The 16,948-nt window shown below is 57.9% G+C and carries 12 protein-coding genes; 6 read left to right on the top strand and 6 right to left on the bottom strand.

Annotated features, from left to right (window positions below; all coding sequences use genetic code 11):
• Positions 1–24 precede the first annotated feature (24 nt).
• The 3 genes from SH139x_RS08105 to SH139x_RS08095 all read right to left on the bottom strand — a co-directional run bounded on the left by SH139x_RS08105 (position 25) and on the right by SH139x_RS08095 (position 4,866).
• Positions 25–1,446 (bottom strand): sulfatase family protein, encoded by a 1,422-nt coding sequence (locus SH139x_RS08105; protein WP_488354771.1) that lies wholly within the window; start codon positions 1,444–1,446, stop codon positions 25–27.
• Between the two features lie 173 nt (positions 1,447–1,619).
• Positions 1,620–2,489 carry a bifunctional 5,10-methylenetetrahydrofolate dehydrogenase/5,10-methenyltetrahydrofolate cyclohydrolase gene (locus SH139x_RS08100; protein WP_488354770.1) on the bottom strand — a complete coding sequence of 290 codons (870 nt, stop codon included), beginning with the start codon at positions 2,487–2,489 and terminating at the stop codon, positions 1,620–1,622.
• A 139-nt stretch (positions 2,490–2,628) separates the two neighbouring features.
• The gene (locus SH139x_RS08095) at positions 2,629–4,866 is read right to left on the bottom strand and encodes a protein kinase domain-containing protein (RefSeq protein WP_488354769.1); all 2,238 of its coding nucleotides are present in this window, start codon (positions 4,864–4,866) and stop codon (positions 2,629–2,631) included.
• Positions 4,867–5,068: 202 nt separating this feature from the next.
• Between SH139x_RS08095 and SH139x_RS08090 the strand changes: the two genes are divergently transcribed.
• Positions 5,069–5,947, top strand: a complete 879-nt coding sequence (locus SH139x_RS08090) for a hypothetical protein (RefSeq protein ID WP_488354768.1) — start codon at positions 5,069–5,071, stop codon at positions 5,945–5,947.
• Between the two features lie 11 nt (positions 5,948–5,958).
• Here SH139x_RS08090 and SH139x_RS08085 read toward each other — a convergent pair whose 3' ends face one another.
• On the bottom strand, positions 5,959–6,348 hold the full coding sequence (locus SH139x_RS08085; protein WP_488354767.1) for an acyl-CoA thioesterase: 390 nt from the start codon (positions 6,346–6,348) through the stop codon (positions 5,959–5,961).
• Positions 6,349–6,497: 149 nt separating this feature from the next.
• Between SH139x_RS08085 and SH139x_RS08080 the strand changes: the two genes are divergently transcribed.
• The 3 genes from SH139x_RS08080 (at position 6,498) to mgtE (ending at position 11,753) form a co-directional block, all read left to right on the top strand.
• Complete coding sequence (locus tag SH139x_RS08080; protein ID WP_488354766.1) at positions 6,498–7,004, top strand: acetolactate synthase; 507 nt, start codon at positions 6,498–6,500, stop codon at positions 7,002–7,004.
• A gap of 582 nt (positions 7,005–7,586) precedes the next feature.
• Positions 7,587–10,232: a DNA mismatch repair protein MutS gene (gene mutS / locus SH139x_RS08075; protein WP_488354765.1), complete on the top strand. Its 2,646-nt coding sequence runs from the start codon at positions 7,587–7,589 to the stop codon at positions 10,230–10,232.
• 135 nt (positions 10,233–10,367) lie between these two features.
• Positions 10,368–11,753, top strand: coding sequence for a magnesium transporter (gene mgtE, locus SH139x_RS08070; RefSeq protein ID WP_488354764.1), 1,386 nt, complete (start codon positions 10,368–10,370; stop codon positions 11,751–11,753).
• 189 nt (positions 11,754–11,942) lie between these two features.
• Here mgtE and SH139x_RS08065 read toward each other — a convergent pair whose 3' ends face one another.
• Complete coding sequence (locus SH139x_RS08065; protein WP_488354763.1) at positions 11,943–12,074, bottom strand: hypothetical protein; 132 nt, start codon at positions 12,072–12,074, stop codon at positions 11,943–11,945.
• On the opposite strand from SH139x_RS08065, the gene SH139x_RS08060 reads away from it, so the two are divergent.
• Both SH139x_RS08060 and SH139x_RS08055 read left to right on the top strand, forming a co-directional pair.
• Positions 12,073–12,876, top strand: a complete 804-nt coding sequence (locus SH139x_RS08060) for a tyrosine-protein phosphatase (RefSeq protein ID WP_488354762.1) — start codon at positions 12,073–12,075, stop codon at positions 12,874–12,876. The two genes, SH139x_RS08065 and SH139x_RS08060, sit on opposite strands and share 2 nt — an antisense overlap.
• Positions 12,876–13,715 (top strand): hypothetical protein, encoded by an 840-nt coding sequence (locus tag SH139x_RS08055; RefSeq protein WP_488354761.1) that lies wholly within the window; start codon positions 12,876–12,878, stop codon positions 13,713–13,715. The genes SH139x_RS08060 and SH139x_RS08055 overlap by 1 nt, the downstream gene beginning before the upstream one ends.
• Before the next feature lie 653 nt (positions 13,716–14,368).
• Here SH139x_RS08055 and SH139x_RS08050 read toward each other — a convergent pair.
• Positions 14,369–16,759: an efflux RND transporter permease subunit gene (locus SH139x_RS08050; protein ID WP_488354760.1), complete on the bottom strand. Its 2,391-nt coding sequence runs from the start codon at positions 16,757–16,759 to the stop codon at positions 14,369–14,371.
• Positions 16,760–16,948: the final 189 nt, after the last annotated feature.

Genomic DNA, 16,948 nt, shown 5'->3' with positions numbered 1-16,948 from the left:
TCATGACTAATTATGTCTAGGTCCTTAGCGAGGCAGCTTTCGCTGGTCGAGTCGTTCACCGGCTGGCTCGCGTAACGGCATTCGCAAACCGGCTCTCTCACCCAGCTCCGAGAACAACTGGCTGCGGAGCGATTCAATTTGCTCGCGATAAGCGGGCACGTCAATTAAGTTGTGACGCTCCTCAGGGTCCGTTTGCAAATCATGAAAACTGTCTCGATCCCAGACACCATGATAATACACATATTTATATCGCTGAGTACGAATCGCTAACAGCGTTGGCGTGGCGGGGAAATTCCACTCCCAGTGGTACTCATATAACACATGTTTGCGCCAGGGCACTTCTTCACCCAACAGCAAAGGCGCAAATGAACGACCATCAAATTGGTCCGCTGGCGATGCGACATCCGCAAGTTCCAAAATCGTCGGGGCGATATCAATATTTTGCACCAACTGGGGGATGGTGCTGGCGGGTTGAATCTTGCCTGGCGCCCAGGCGATCAAGGGAACTCGCATGCTGGTTTCAAACGCATCACGTTTGTCATAAAAACCGTGCTCACCCAAATGAAAGCCGTTATCTCCCATATAGATCACCACCGTGTTTTCAGCCAAATCATGCTGCCGCAAATAATCGACCACGCGTCCCACATTTTCATCAAGGCTGTGCACGGTTTCGCAGTAGTCATAGAACAATTGATTAAAGTCTGGCACTGGATCGTTATCAAAGGCTCCCGTCTCCATATGGTCGATTCCATGAATCGAATAGCGGCGATCTCGGACCCAGCGCGGCTGCGACCGGTAATTGCGTTCGGTATTAGCCATCGTCTCGGGATAATCGATTCTCTTTCCCGCGTAGCGCCCGGCGTGCCGGGGAGCGGGGCGAAAAGGATAATGGACGGCTTTGAAAGACAAATAAAGCAAGAATGGCTGGTCCGCGCCGCGCTGTTGAGCTAACCAGTCGATGGCAATTTGGCTGGTGACATCGGCGTTATAACCAGAAAATTGCCGATGCTCTCCATTGAGGTTAAACGTGGGATCAAAATATTCGCCTTGCCCTTTGTAGCTGGCCCAATAATCAAAACCTGGCCGGGGTTGATCATTATCGTGACCCATATGCCATTTACCGACCAACGCCGTTCGGTAACCAGCTTGGCGGAGATATTCAGGAAAAAAGATTGTGCCGGCCGGCACGGGCCGCTGATTGTCAACCACTTGGTGACGATGCATGTACTGGCCGGTCAGAATCGAAGCCCGCGAGGGAGAACAGAGCGACGTGGTGACGAAAGCATTTTGAAAATGCGCGCCCTCGCTGGCCAAGCGATCCAGAGCGGGAGTTTCCAGCCACTGAGGAGCGGCCGGATGGAACCCCATAAAATCGAAGCGATGATCATCGCTAAGAATAAACACCACGTTCAGCGGCTCGGCGGCGCGAACGCAACTGGCCGACACACAAAAACACAAAAGAACAGCAAGCGAGCGCACGGTGATTTGACCTGAGGGGAACGAAACCAGCTTTTCGCTTCAGTTTACACCAATCGTTCGCTCGCATCTTTAACGCGTTTTAACCTGCAACAAGTTAGTTAGTAATCGCGAAAACTTTCGGCGGAGCGAAAGGAGACATATTAGCCTTTGGCGGCGGTCAACGTGTTGCGGAGCAACATGGCGATGGTCAGCGGACCAACACCGCCGGGTACCGGGGTAATTGCTCCGGCAACAGCCAACGCTTCTTCCCAGTGCACATCGCCCACCAAACGGTCGCCGACGCGATTAATCCCCACGTCAATCACGGTGCAACCGGGCTTCAAGTGAGCACCACGCACCATCTCGGGCCGTCCCACGGCGGCAATCAACAAATCGGCCGTGGGGAGAATTTCAGACAGGTTTTCGCTGCGGCTGTGCGCAATCGTGACCGTCGCATTGGCCACATCGGGACCGCATGGCCCGGTCTTGGCGGCCAGCAAAATGGCCATCGGTTTGCCGACAATTTCGCTCCGGCCGAGCACCACCGCGTGCTTGCCGGCAACCGGAATTTGGCAACGATGCAACAGCTGCAGCACGCCATTCGGAGTGCAAGGCAAAAAGCGAGGGCGTCCTTGCATCAACAGCCCCACGTTTTCCGGGTTGAAGGCATCGACATCCTTAAGCGGTGTGACCGCGTCCAGCACTTGTCGCTCATCGTAGCCCTCGGGCAGGGGAAGCTGGACCAAAATCCCGTGCACTTGCGGATCCTCGTTAAGCTGCTGAATCAGCTCCAACAAAACCGCTTGCCCGGCGCCGGCGTCGAGGCGATGCAGTCGGCTGCCGATCCCCGCTTGCTGACAAGCACGTTCCTTGTTCCGCACGTAAACTTGGCTGGCAGGATCTTGCCCAACCAGAATTGCCGCCAAGGTTGGTTGGCAGCCTGAAGCTGCAACCCAACTGGCAACGTCTTGGGCAATCTCAGCGCGGATCTCGGCGGCGATTGACTTCCCATCCAAAATGCGAGCGGGCACGGGCGACTTTCTTTGCGAGGCGGAGTGATTGAAAACAATCTATAGGGTATTGGTTGCTCAGTTCAGAGCAACCACGCCTGATCAACAGTCGGCGTGATTACGGGGCAAACGAAACTCGAGACAAGCCGTGGCAACGCGATTAGGAGACAGGGATTGTTTCGGTGGTGCCGGAGCGTTGGGGTTCGCCGAGGGGGCCGGCCGGCGCACTTTCATCGCCAACTCGTCGGACAAAAGCCCACAACAGAAAGATGACCACCAAAATACCGCAAACGGCAACTGCCCCGTAAATCAAAATTTGGTTGACCAACTGGCCGACCGGGGCAATCACGTCACTCCAGCGGTACTCAACCAACACCAACATATCCGTGTTGCGTTCCCGAGCAGTCGGTTCAATCGCTGGCAACGTAACGGGTTGTACCGCCGCCACCCAAACTCCCTGATATTCCTCCCCACCAGGTTCGCTCCCCATCGGATCACGATAATCAACGTCGCGTCCAGCCATCAGCGCATCGAGCGTACCGGGGTCGACAGCGGGCGCTTTGCGAGGCGACTCGGTGCGGGTGTGCAAACCTTCGAGACCGGGCACCTTAACGACTTGGTTGAGCAGCGGATGTTGGATGATCGTCCCCCGCTTGTTACCCGCCCGCGTATCCACCAACACGGCCACTTGATTGAGCCGCATCGATTGTTCGCGATCGGTTCGCATCAGATCAAAACCTCCCAAGTTGGTGGTCGCCACAAAGACCGCATCAGGTGGCGAAGTGGGGCTGTGATCGGCGCGCAGGTAGATCGGCACGCTGACGGCAACTTTCCATGTCAACGTGGCAGTACTGAAGAAAGCGGGACTGAGATGCGTTTCCCTCAGCGGCTCAACTTGCCGCGGGTCGGTCGACTGATCGAAATCGTCGCGATCACCATGAAAATAAGCGCGGAAAGCAAAATTGCGACCGACGCTGTCCTCCTCGGCGGCCACCGGCGCGTCGTAGGCAATCGCCACAATCGTGCCGGACGAGTCGGTGATGAACATCGTGGCCAGATCGATGCTGCCGGTACCAGCATTCTGTCCGTCGTATTGATTTAATCGATCTTGCAACAATTGTTCGAGCTGCTCGTGGTGCCCGGCTTGCATCATCTCCCGCCGCGCTTCGGCCGCTCCTTCCCGTTCGCGAATCGCATCACGAAACACGCTGAACTCTTCGTTGTTCAACAGTGCAGCCAAGTTCTGGCGAATCGCCGAATCACCCGCTTCTCGCTGCACCAACTCAAAGTACTTTCGCAGCTCCAACTCGAGGGTGCGGGCGGCAAACATGGCGGCTAACTGATTGGATTCTCCCGCTTTCTCGCGGAGCGTTGCCTCAACGGTGGCCCGAGTGGCAAAAATCGTCCGCGCGGTGAGGATGCACGTGACCATCAGCAACAGCAAGGGACCGACGATACCCAAAAGGACCAGCGGACGCCGCTGCTTGGCCGCTTCACGACGATCGAGCGCTTCGAGCACCTGTTGGACGTTGCCAAACCGCTTGTCCGGATCGACCGCTAAACAACCGTCGATGATGGCAGCCAACGGCCGATCCACTCCCCGCCGCCGATGATGATCTTGAGGTGGCCCGTCGCGGAGGATCGCTTCCCGGTATTGCTCCAGCCGCTTGGGCAACGACGCCGCCGTGTCGATCCGCTGCAGCAACTCGCTGGAACGGTGCGGCGCATTGCCGGTCAACATGCGGTAGAGAATCGCGCCGAGCGCGTACACATCCCAGCGAACGTCGGGAGCCGCTTCCAAATCGGCCTGCTCGGGAGCCATGTAGAACAACGTTCCCAGGGCGGGCGTTTGTTCGTGCGACATGCGACTTTGCCCAAAATCGGCCAAACGAGGGCGCAGGTCTTCGTCCAACAGCACGTTGGCCGGCTTTAAGTCACAGTGCAGCACCCCTTTGCCGTGGGAGTGATTCAGCCCCACGCAAATCCCGCGAAACAGCTCCAGGCAAGTCCGCACGGCAATCCGCGGACGGCTGGTCAACAAATCCTCCAAGGAGCCCGAATCGAGGTACTCCATAACGTAGTAGGGCGGATTACCTTCCCAACCGACTTCCAACACTTGGACAATATGCCGGTCGGCCGAAAGCTGCACCAAGTGCTTGACCTCGCGAGCTAACAACGACCAATCGACGCCACCACGATGCAGGTAAAACTTGATCGCCACGCGGCGGCCCGTGTTCAAATCGCTGCCGACCCAGACTTGGCCAAAAGCGCCCGCGCCCAGAAATTTCTCAATCCGATAACCAGGCAGCTCGGCTGGAGGAGCCGTCGCTTGCAGGCTCAACCGCTCAGCTTCCAGCTGTTCGTCGTAAGGCTGTTGCTGGGTAAAATCTCCCGACATGGAATCCTGCGAAGCGTCGGACCAAGAAGAAGCGAAATCGCTATGGAGGATTTCATCTTAACGCGCCAAGCCTACGGCGCACACTCGCGACACGCCGCACACTCGCAACACAGCGCACTACGGCAGTTCGATCTTGCCAGGCCAACGCGATCCTGCGAAACTCCTCGGGAGGATTTTTTTCGCACGCATGGAGGCGCCCACGATGGTTCGCAAAGCATATTTTTCGGCAGCCACCTTTTTATCGGTGGTGACACTCGCAGGGTTCAGCAACGCGGCCGAAGACGGCTACTTGCTGCGATATCACTTGCAGCCCGGTCAGGAATTGACTTATCGGGTCGTCCACTCGGCGAAAACAAAAGTCAAAATCAATGACACCGAGGAAGCATCCCAAGTCCACACCACCAGCGTTCGCAGGTTGGCGGTTGACGAGGTCAATGAACAGGGCGTGACCACCTTCGCCCACACAATCGACTCGGTCGTGATGACGCAACAGGCCGGAGATCAGCCCGAAATTCGCTGGGACAGCTCCAGCGACGCGGAACCACCCGCTCAATTCCGCGGCGTGGCCAGCAAAATTGGCCAAGTTATCGACACGATTCAAGTCAACGACCGGGGACAAGTTCTGGAACGCACGGGCAAAGATGCCAGCTCCCTGGGCATGGGGGAAATCGCTCTGCCACTGCCCGAGAATCGCATCCAGGTCGGGGAAAAATGGTCGGTGCCACGCGAAATCCGCGTCAAGGACGAAGCCGGGACGCTGAAAGTGATCAAGATCCGCGAACTCTACACCTTGGAAAAAGTGCAAGCCGAGGTGGCCACGATCTCCGTCCGCAGCGAACCATTGACTCCGATCAGCGACCAAAATATGCAAAGCCAATTGGTCCAGCAATTGAGCAAAGGCACGATCCAGTTCCACCTGAGCGGTGGTTACGTGATCAAACGTCGCCTCGATTGGCAAGACAACGTGGTCGGTTTCCAAGGCCCAGCGAGCAACATGGAATATAACGCTCGCCTGACCGAAGAACTGACCAACCAGGCATTACAATCGGCGAAACGAGCCACCGAAAGCGCAGTCCGCTAGCCAGTGGTCCGCTAGCCCGAAGTTCTTAATTCCGCCGGCAAACGGCGGACGCGGCCGGTCCGGTCGATGCAGGCAATCGTCGATTCGGCCGTGACAATTAGAGTTTCTTCGCGCGTCAGCCGGTAAGCGTGGCGAATCCGCGCCCCTTTTGCCGAGAGGACGCTGGTTTCCAACGTCAAAACGTCGTCGAACTCCGCGGGCATGAAGTACTGCACGTTGATCTCCGAGACAACCAGCAGCAAGCCGGAGTCCTCGATCGCCTTGTAACTCCAACCGAGCGAGCGGAGATACTCGACTCGCCCGCGCTCGAAATAATTCAAGTAATTGGCGTGATGCACGCGACGCTGACCATCGGTTTCACTGTAAGCGACGCGGAACGAAAGCGTATGCGGAGTGGACATAAGAACCGTAAGCAGAGGCGTGGAGAGCGTATCGTTTCGGGACAGTATTTGCGGTTTGCATTGACCAAGGAAAGCCAAACAGCCTAGACTTGCGCTCACCAATACGTCACCCCACCGACCTTGAAGCACATAATTGGCAGAATAAAGCGATGAGTACGGGCGAAGAATCGGGCACTTCTTTTCACACCATGCGCGGTCGGGATTACGCGGGCATCCGCCAATTCACGATCTTTTTGGAAAACCGCGTCGGCCAACTGCTGGAGGTAATTCGGCGATTCGAAGGCACCGGCATTCGCGTCGTGGCTCTGTCAATCAACGATTCGGCCGAATGTGCCTTCGTGCGAATGGTGGTCAGCGATCCGGAGCGGGGCCGAGAAATTCTGGAACGAGCGGGCCTAGCGCTGATCGAATGCGACTTGGTCGGTGTGGAACTGCCCAGCGGCCCGCAACCGCTGCTCCGCGTCTGCACGGCGCTGCTGCAAGCCGAGGTTAACATTATTCAGGCCTACCCGCTGCTGACACAACCACACGGCGCGCCGACCGTGGCCCTGATGGTCGACAATCTCGAAGTCTCAACCGATACGCTCAACAGCAAAGGCTTTCGCATCATCACCGAAGGCGACCTGGCCGATATCGATGATCCCGGCTTAGCCTAAATCCCAGCTTGGCTCAGCCCCAAAACATCTCCACCGGAGGTGTCGGACGCAGCGCGGCGGCGACGGCGAAGACAGCCAGTAACAGTCCGCTGCCTAATAAAAAAAGTCCGGTCATGTTCGTCGCTCCCAAGGGGGTGGGGTTGCTTGTTGGTCGCGTGGCGATTCCCCGAGACCACTGCCACTTCAAGGCAGATGTGGGGCCAAAACCGCGAATCGAGCTCAGGTGATTCCACCTAAACGGTTTCCAGAAATAGACTTAGATCAATCGAACTAGCGACGATCAGCGCTATTCGTAGCGCCATCAAAACGACCACATTGCCGTCACTTTGACAACAGGCCGCCGAATCAAAATGATAACAATCCGCGATAGCCGGGGGATCTGGCTGCAAGCGGTGAGCGGCAGGCGGTCTGGCTGAGTTTGGGGATGATGCGGAATGATTGGCCAGCAGTTGGCGTTAGCGGGCCGCAGTTAGCCGACCGACCCTGTTTCTTTCTCGCTTCTAGCGATAACCTGCTGATTAGCCGGTGCTGACGGTTCTCTCCGGCTTGATCACGGTTCTTTGGCAGGTTTGGGCTGGCACGATGACGACACCCATGATGCGACAGTACGACGAGGCCAAGCAGGCTTGTGGCGATGCGTTGCTATTTTTCCGCATGGGGGATTTCTATGAATTGTTCCATGAGGACGCGAAGACGGCAGCCGCCTTGCTGGGGCTGACGCTAACGAGCCGGGATAAGGACAAAGAGGGCGGGGTGCCGATGGCCGGTTTTCCGCATCATCAGCTAGACGCTTATCTGCGGAAACTGATTCAAGCCGGATATCGGGCGGCAGTTTGCGAGCAGGTGGAGGATCCCAAGCAGGCGAAGGGGTTAGTGCGGCGGGAAGTAACTCGCGTGGTATCGGCCGGCACGTTGCTGGACGACCAGTTGCTGGATCCTCGCGAGGCCAACTATTTAGTCGCCGTGTTTCGTCCCTTCGGGAAAGACAAGACGGCGAAAGTTGAAGGCCGGGCCGCTGCCACCGAGGTCGTGGGAATTGCTTGGGCCGAGCTGAGCAGCGGTCGTTTTGAAGCGGGCATTTTTCCGCTCAGCCGTCTGGACGACGAGTTGGAGCGGATTGGTCCGGCTGAGGTGCTGTATCGGGAGGATGACGCTCGTTTGACACCCGACCGGACGCGCGACTGGCAGATCACGATGCGGCCCGCTTGGACGTTTGCCGCCGAGGAGGCGCAGCGAACCTTGACCAAGCAGTTCGGCGTCGCCAGCTTGGAGGGATACGGCTTTAACGAGGAACACGCGGCGGCGATTCAAGCGGCTGGCGCGGTGTTGTGTTATCTGCAAGAGACGCAGTCGGGCGGGCTCGATCATTTTGACGCTCTGCTCGCGCATCACCGTTCGCTGGTGTTGGAAATTGATGCCGCCACGCGACGCAGTTTGGAGATTACGCGGACAATCCGCACCGGAGCCCGCGAGGGATCGCTACTGGCGGTGCTCGACCAGACGGTCACGGCGATGGGCGCGCGGCTGTTGAGCAATTGGTTATCGGCACCACTCGCCGAAGCGAGTTGGATTGAGCAACGTCATCAAAGTGTGGCCGAGTTAGTCGCCGCCACGGAACTGCGCGAAGAGATCCGCCAGACGCTCAAAGGGGTTTATGATCTCTCGCGCTTGCTGGGCCGCATCGCCAGCAGCCGCACCGGTCCGCGAGACTTGCAGCAGGTGGGCCGCACCCTGGCAATGTTACCGCGGCTGAAAGCCCGCTTGACCGATCGCAAAGCCAGTTTGATCACCGAGATTGAGCAGTCGTTGCATTTGTGTCCCGAGTTGCACGCCATGTTGACCGAGGGATTGGCCGATGATTGTCCTCTGGCAACCGCCGACGGGGGCTATATCCGCGCTGGGTTTGACGAAGAGCTCGATAACCTTCGTCAATTGGCCCAGGGTGGCAAAGAGTGGATTGCCCGTTATCAGGCGGCACAGATCGACGAGACGGGAATCCCCAACATCAAAGTCGGTTTCAATAAAGTATTTGGTTATTACTTGGAAGTCACCAACGCTCATCGCGACCGCGTTCCGGCGACATTCATGCGGAAGCAGACGCTGAAGAACTGCGAGCGTTATATCACGCCGGAGTTGAAAGAGTATGAGGAGAAAGTTTTGGCGGCTGACGAGCAAGCCAAGGAGCGCGAGCTGTGGTTGTTCCAAACGATGCGCGATAGCGTGCATGAGCATTTGCGTCAGTTACAAGAAACGGCCGCCGCGCTGGCTCGCCTCGACGTCTTTGCCGGCTTGGCCGAATTGGCCGCGCGGCGGGGCTGGGTGCAACCGGAGATGAGCGACCAGATTGTGTTGGACATCGAAGAGGGACGTCACCCGGTGCTGGACACCACGATGCCGCAGGGCGCTTTTGTCCCCAACGACGCCACGTGCAGTGCCGAAGATGGGATGTTGATGATCATCACGGGGCCAAACATGGCCGGCAAAAGCACCTACATTCGGCAAATTGCCCTGCTCACGCTGCTGGCCCACGTCGGCTCGTTCGTGCCGGCCAAGCGAGCCACCATTGGTTTGACCGACCGCATCTTCGCCCGCGTGGGAGCCAGCGACGAGCTGAGTCGCGGGCAGAGTACCTTTATGGTGGAGATGGTGGAAACGGCCAGAATTCTCAACACGGCCACTCCCCGCAGCTTGGTGATACTCGATGAGATCGGGCGGGGCACGAGCACCTATGACGGATTGGCACTGGCTTGGTCGATCACTGAATATCTTCACGATCGCGTCGGCTGTCGAACTTGGTTCGCCACGCACTATCATGAGTTAACACAACTGTCCGAATCGTTGCCGCGGTTGGTCAATTTAAATGTGGCGGTCCGCGAATGGGACGATCAAGTTGTGTTCCTGCATCGCATCATCGCCGGTGGTGCTGACAAGAGTTACGGCATCCATGTGGCTCGTTTGGCCGGCGTCCCGACCGCGGTTAACGAGCGGGCCAAAGACATTCTTGCGCAGCTGGAACACGATCATCGCGACCAATTTGATCGCTCCACCATTGCCCCCCCAAAATCATCCAGCGGGGGCGCTTTGCAGATGACTCTGTTTGGCTATTGCGACCACCCGGCCCTGGACGAACTCCGCGGCTTGGAAGTTAGTTCGCTCTCCGCCGAAGAGGCGCAAGCCGCTCTGCAACGACTGCAAATGCGAGCGCAAGAGATCCCCGCGATCGGTTAATTGCGGTTCCTCTTCAGCCGCAACGCGCCAGCGTGCGGTTCCCCCGAACCGCGAACTAGTGCTCAACGGCAGATCTAGCCGAAAGACTTATGCGAGGGGGCTGTGCGGAATCTCGCCAAGCTCTACCATGCGAGCATGCATACCACCGAAGACACCAACAGCGATTCCACACGTCCCTGGGAAACTCTCGAAGCGATTATCGAGGCGGGCGATAGCCAACGCTTGGAATTCTTTCTTTCTGATTTGAGTTCCGGTGAACAGGCGCGCGCGCTCAGCCGGTTGGACGACGACGACCGGCGGTTGGTGTTAACGGTGTTGCCGCCGGAGGAAGCGGCCGAGTTGGTCTCGCACCTGTCGGACGCCCAGGCCAGCGAGTTGATCGAGCTGCTGGGGCCCGAAGAAGCTGCCGCGATCGTTCACGAATTACCCAGCAACGAGCAAGCTGACTTGTTGGGCGATTTGGACGACGCCAACGCGGAAGCAATTCTCGCCGCCTTGGAACCAAGCGAGGCGGCCGCCGTCCGCTCGCTGACGGAGTATGACGACGAGGTTGCCGGTGGTTTGATGGTGACCGAGTTGTTGCAATTTCGGCAAACGATGACGATCGGCGATGTGGTCGAAAACCTCACAGCCAACGCGGAAGATTATCGCAGTTACGACATTCAGTACGGTTACATCGTCGATCGCCGCAAACGCTTGGTCGGTGTGTTGCGGATGCGAGATTTGCTGCTGGCGGCGAGGCAATTACCGGTCGCCGAAATCATGATCCAGCAACCGCTGAGCGTGGCTGACAACACCACGCTGGACGCTTTGATTGACTTCTTTGACGTCAACCATTTTCTCGGCGTGCCGGTGGTCGATGCGAATGGCAGGTTGCTGGGCGTGGTCCAGCGATCGGCGGTGGATGAAGCGCGAGCCGATCGCAATGAATCGGACTATTTAAAGAGCCAAGGGATCGTCGGCGGCGAGGAATTGAGAACGATGCCAATTTGGCGGCGAACTCGGCGTCGGCTCGCTTGGTTGAGCATCAACATCGTGCTCAACATCATGGCCGCTTCGATCATCGCCGGCTTTCAAGATACGCTTTCAGCCGTGATTGCGTTGGCCGTTTTCCTGCCGATTATCAGCGACATGAGTGGCTGCAGTGGCAATCAGGCGGTGGCGGTCAGCATGCGGGAATTAGCGCTGGGCTTGGTGCGTCCGCAAGATCTGTGGCGAGTGCTGCGGCAAGAGGCTGGCGTGGGCATTATCAACGGCGTGGTACTGGGGAGCATCGTGGCGGTGCTGGCGTTTATTTGGAAAGGGAATGTCTATCTCGGCCTCGTCGTCGGCGTGGCTCTCTGCCTGAACACGATGTTAGCCGTCTTGATCGGGGGCTCGGTGCCGCTAGTGCTCAAACGTTTTGATTTTGACCCGGCGGTTGCCAGCGGCCCGTTGTTGACGACGATCACCGACATGTGCGGTTTTTTCCTCGTGCTGGGGCTGGCCAGCGCGTTGATATCCCAGTTAACGGGGGGCTAACCGCAACGGCCCCATCGCGGGTGTCGACCGCTGCATGATCTCCATTGACGCGAGGGCTATTTTTCTGAGAAAACTGGCGGCATAGCACTAACGCGTTTAACAGTCAGCCGCAGGCGCACTTAGGCTCGTTTAACGGTAATACCGTTCAATGAGTCGTTTAACCGTCAGCCGAAGGCGAACGCGCTCCCATTACAAGTACGCCTGCGGCTGACTGTTTGACGACAAGTACGCCTGCGGCTGACTGTTTGACGACAAGTACGCCTGCGGCTGACTGTTTAACGAGGGGCCGCGGATTTCAAAAAATTGGAAGGGAATCGACATGGAGCGTCAGGACTGGCCCCCGGTGACCGATATTCACTGCCATCTATTGCCTGGCATCGATGACGGCGCGAAGAGCTGGGAAGATGCGCTCAAAATGGCCCGGCAAGCGGTCGATGAAGGTATCTGCCGCGCCATCCTCACCCCTCACCAACTGGGCAACTACACGCACAATCGCGGAGCCGACATCCGCAACTTGACCAACGAATTCGCTCGCCTGCTCGCTCATCAAAATATTCCCCTGGAAGTCTTGCCGGGGGCCGATGTGCGGATTGACAGCGACATGATCGAGCGGCTGAAGTCGGGTGATTGCCTGTCGCTGGGCGATACCGGTCGCTACGTGCTGCTGGAACTTCCACATGAACTGTACATGCCTTTGGAACCCGTTCTCAATGCGCTCCACCGCATCGGCATGGTCGGTATTTTGAGTCACCCCGAACGCAACGAGGGGATTCTGCGGCACCCGGAAGTCCTGCCCGGCTTGATTGAACGAGGCTGTTTGATGCAAATCACCGCCGACAGCATCACCGGCACTTTTGGAAAGGCGCCTGAAGAGTGCGCACGCATGATGGTCGAGCGGGGCTGGGTGCATTTCCTGGCCACCGACGCGCACAGCCCTCGCGGCCGACGCCCGCGGATGCGAGACGCCATGCAGTCTGTCGAGCAAATCGCCGGACCGGCTTACGTCGAAGCGATCGCCTGCGTCAACCCGGCGGCCGTGGCCGAGGGGCAAGACTGCCCACCGCTGCCAGCGATTCGACAACGCGGTTTGTTGGCAAAGTTGTTCGGTAAACGAGTCGCCTGATGCTGCCGAGTTTCCTTTCACAGCCAAAGGCGATTGTCCCAACCTTGACTGTGTTGATCGGGCTGTGCCTAGCGCCCTCGCTCAGCCTGCTGGATACGCTAGCGGTAAAAGCGAATGAAACTCGTGATGTTCGTCGCTCGGGCCCACGTTGGCCGATCGAATGGTCGGTGGAGAACCTCCATTTTCACGCCGACTATGATCCCCGCCCCCATTCAAACGTCTGGGAAGAACTACCCACGCTCAGCCAAGAGCTAGCCGACCAACTGGGGATTCGCATCAACAACGAATCGATCCATTTGATCTTATTCGCTCAAGCCGATGCTTACCGCGGCTATTTAGCTAAGTACTTTCCCGATGTGCCCCAGCGTCGCGCGTTGTTCATCAAACGCCGAGGTCCGGGCATGGTGTTCGCTTACGCCAATCATGGTATGGATATCGATCTGCGACACGAAACGACCCACGCGCTGCTGAACGCTTCGCTGACGTACGTACCTTTGTGGATCGACGAAGGTTTGGCCGAATACTTCGAAGTCCCCCCCGGCCAACGGGAACAACATCACGAGCATCACAAAATCGTCCGCTTGAAAACGCTGCTCCATCAAGTCCCCGCGATCACCGATTTGGAGGCAGTCGAAGACCTTTCGCAAATGCGGCAAGGGCACTATCGCGACGCTTGGAGCTGGGTCCACTTTCTGCTCCACGAAAGCGACCAATCACGGGGCGTGCTAAGGCGTTTTTTGCAAGACATCCAAGCTGGCATTCCACCCGGCCCGCTGAGTCGCCGGATGAGCGCCGAACTGCCCGATGCGCGAGCCAGATACTTGCAGCATTTTCGCTAGGTCGCGGCAACCGCTGAATTTTGCAATTGAAAACAACGATAGGATGGGTCTGCAGGCCCGTCTGGCATCAAGTAGGACGGCTCTCCCCGTGCTTTTCAAAACCGATTTTGTTGTGCCGCTTCGTACTCAGTGAAACGGTACTCGTGCTCGAATCCACTCGGCGGAACCGATCAAGCCAAGCTCGCAAGGATCAAGCGAGCACGAGGGGCGCTGAGTGGGAAAAAGCCAGTTTCCCAGGTGTCTGCTGGTCAACGCCGCCGGGATACGTTAACCTCCTCGCTAATTGGTTCATTTAGCGGCAGAAGAGGTTGCCGTCGCGGGGCGAAAACTTCCGCAGAAAAAACCAACTCAGGGACGAATCTAATCAATTCGCAAGAACGGTTCCGACAAACGTTGGAAATCGGCGGGCGGCTCTCAAGCGTCTCCAGCATTGCGACTATTCGTTCAACATTAGCTGCTGAAAACTTTACTTTTCACAACTTGACGTAGCATGCCCCCGCTCCTATGAATAACTTCGTAGGTGCTGAGTTTTTGTTAGACAAAATGTAGTCGATTCAGGAAACTTTTCTTTCCAACCTAGCGTCTCACCCGTTCTTGGGGAGCAGGTCGAGGGGTGTTGCTGCTCCACATACCCTGGCCTGGTCCCTTCTGCCTCAGAGAGTTGGCTGCCCCCGGCTCTCTGGGGTTTTTTCATGCGCGGGCTCATCGGCGTCCACTTCGGCTTCCGCGCTGGCCAGCACCGGACGAGCCAACCAACGACCCAGCCTGGTCGCCATCAAGGCTGGCAGCAGCAGCAGGTCGCCCACCAGAGCGGCCATCAGCAGACTCAGCATCAGCAGCGCAAAACGTCGCGTGGGGAGAAAATCGCTGAACATATAAACTAGCAGCGAAAAGCCACAAACGATCGTCGTCTGAGTCATCGCGGCGGCACATTGGCGGAGCGCTCCGCGGGCCGACTCTAGATTAGAAAATCCTCGCATCCGCCGACTGCCGAATCGCGAGAGAATGTGCACCGTATCGTCGACGGCGATCCCCAAAGCGACGCTGGCTGTCATTACCGAACCGATATCGAGCGGTGTTTTGGAGAATCCCAAACAACCAAAAATGACCAGCGTTGGGAAAGCGTTGGGCAACATCGCCAACATCCCCCCCACGACACTTCGCAAAACCACCGCCATCACCACGCCAACCACGATGAAGGCGCCCAAAAAGCTGTTCAGCAGCCCCACCAACAAATTCGACTGGGCCGTTTCGATCAAGATCACTTCCCCCGTGGTGCTGACCTCGGCGGGCGGGTCATCGGGCTTGATCGAGGAGGTGATCGAACTGCCGATGCGGAGCAATTCCTCGGCATATTGAAAACCCTCGGCGAGCGGCAGACGATAGCTGATTCGCCACAGCTCCGCTCCGTCGGCGTGAGCCAAATAACCGAGCTGACCGATATCCGAATCGGGGTCCTCGATTTGATGCCGCAAAATTCCGCGGGTCGCTGCGGCGGCCAACCCGCGGCGTTGGGGGATGGGCGGCAAAAACGAGCTGGCCGACAGGACTCCCCCCACATGCGATTCGCTGGCCAACTGACGATGCAACCTCTGAATTAGGGCCAGTCGCTGCAGCGGCTCCGATTCGTCCGGCCGAGCAAACTTAACCACCAACTCACCGTTGACAGTCGGGCCGACATGCTGCTGAAACCATTGGTAATCTTGCCGCATGGGGTGTGAGGGAGAGAGCAAATTGGGAATGCTGACGGTGGTCTGCAGCCTGGTCAGCCCCCAGCCCAAGAAGATCGCCAAGAGCGCAGCGACCGCGAGCACTTTCCCCGGTTGCCGCAGCGGAAAGCGAGCCAGTTTGCGAAACACGATATCCCGGCGTCGGCTCGGGCGGGCTATGCGAGTCGGTCGCGTCAACAGCATCGTTCCGGGCAACACCAACAGCAGCAGCCCCAAGCTGGCCACCACGCCAACCGCGGCGATCAGACCAAAGTGCCTCACCGGCACGATCGGCACCAGCAATAGTGAACCAAGCCCAACGGTTGTGGTCAAAGCAGCCAGCAGGCATGGAGGAACCCCCGCTTTGACCGCTTGCTGAGCCGACATTTCCAGACTTTGCCCTGGGTGTTCGGCTACGGCCTCCAAAAAATAGTTCGCCAAATGGATGCCGGCGGAAACGGTCAACACAAAGACCAACGGCGGCAACACGATCAAGATTGCATTCATCGGTTGGCCAGTCAGCAGCACCGCGCCGAGCACCAAGCCCTGAGAAATGATCGCCACCAAACTGATCGCGGCTGTCAGCCACCAAGAACGCAAACAAAGAAAACAGAGAAACACCGCTAACAGCGCGGAGGGCAGGGCAAACACATCGACCGACTGCATCGCCGTGGTATCAATCACCGCACCTTCGACCGGCGTCCCCACCAACCGAACTTGGTCCGCCGCGACATCCACCGCCGCGGCCACCGTCGCCCGCAAATCGGCAACCAACTGGGCACGATAAGGGGCCGCTCCGGGGTCCAATTCGATCACCAGCACCGCTTGCTGGCCATCGGGACCGAGTAGGGAACCGACCAGGCGACCGCGAGCCACTCGGTCGGGCAAACTCAGCGGCGAAGCAATTAACCGCTCGTAGACGTCGTGACTGGAAGTGATCGATTTGAAGTAGGCCTGCGGAATGCGGGCGTCGAGATTCCGCAAAGCGGCTTGGGCAATTGCCAATTCCGGGCTGTGCAAGTCGGCGGATGGCCAACTCACAAAAATGTACGCTCCGCTGTCAAATTGCTCTTGGAACGCGTCCCATGCCACTCGCTCCGGCAAATCGGACGGTATCCAACCGGCCGGATCGTTCAGCGTCGAGCGGACCGCCGCGCGAGAGGAAAACCAGGCGACCGGCAACAAACAGCCCAACAACACCAGGCCGACGACAAACATGCCCAGGTAGCGGCGACGGACCGGCGTATCGGCAGCAGACGCCCCGCTCGTTTGCCCATTCAACCCAGCAGACGGGCTGTTCCCAGCCAAAGAAGCTGAATTCGACTTGCGACTCATGACGAATTCACTTCAGTGTCCGGGCGGATTAGGGGGGGCGGGATTAAGGCGCAGACTCCGTTCTAGCCGCAGCCGGAAAACCGTTCGCCGAATTTCGGGCCGAGCTTGGCCCACAGCGTAGTAGGTCACCGGAGCGCTGAAAATATGGGCTAGCTATTGAAAACTCGGCCAGTCAGCGTCAACGCGGGT

This window comes from Kothea flammea (genome assembly GCF_052161645.1).
Taxonomy (GTDB): domain Bacteria; phylum Planctomycetota; class Planctomycetia; order Pirellulales; family Pirellulaceae; genus Laterigemmans.
Note: the sequence above shows the minus strand (reverse complement) of the source record. Positions and strands in the feature narration are given on the sequence as shown.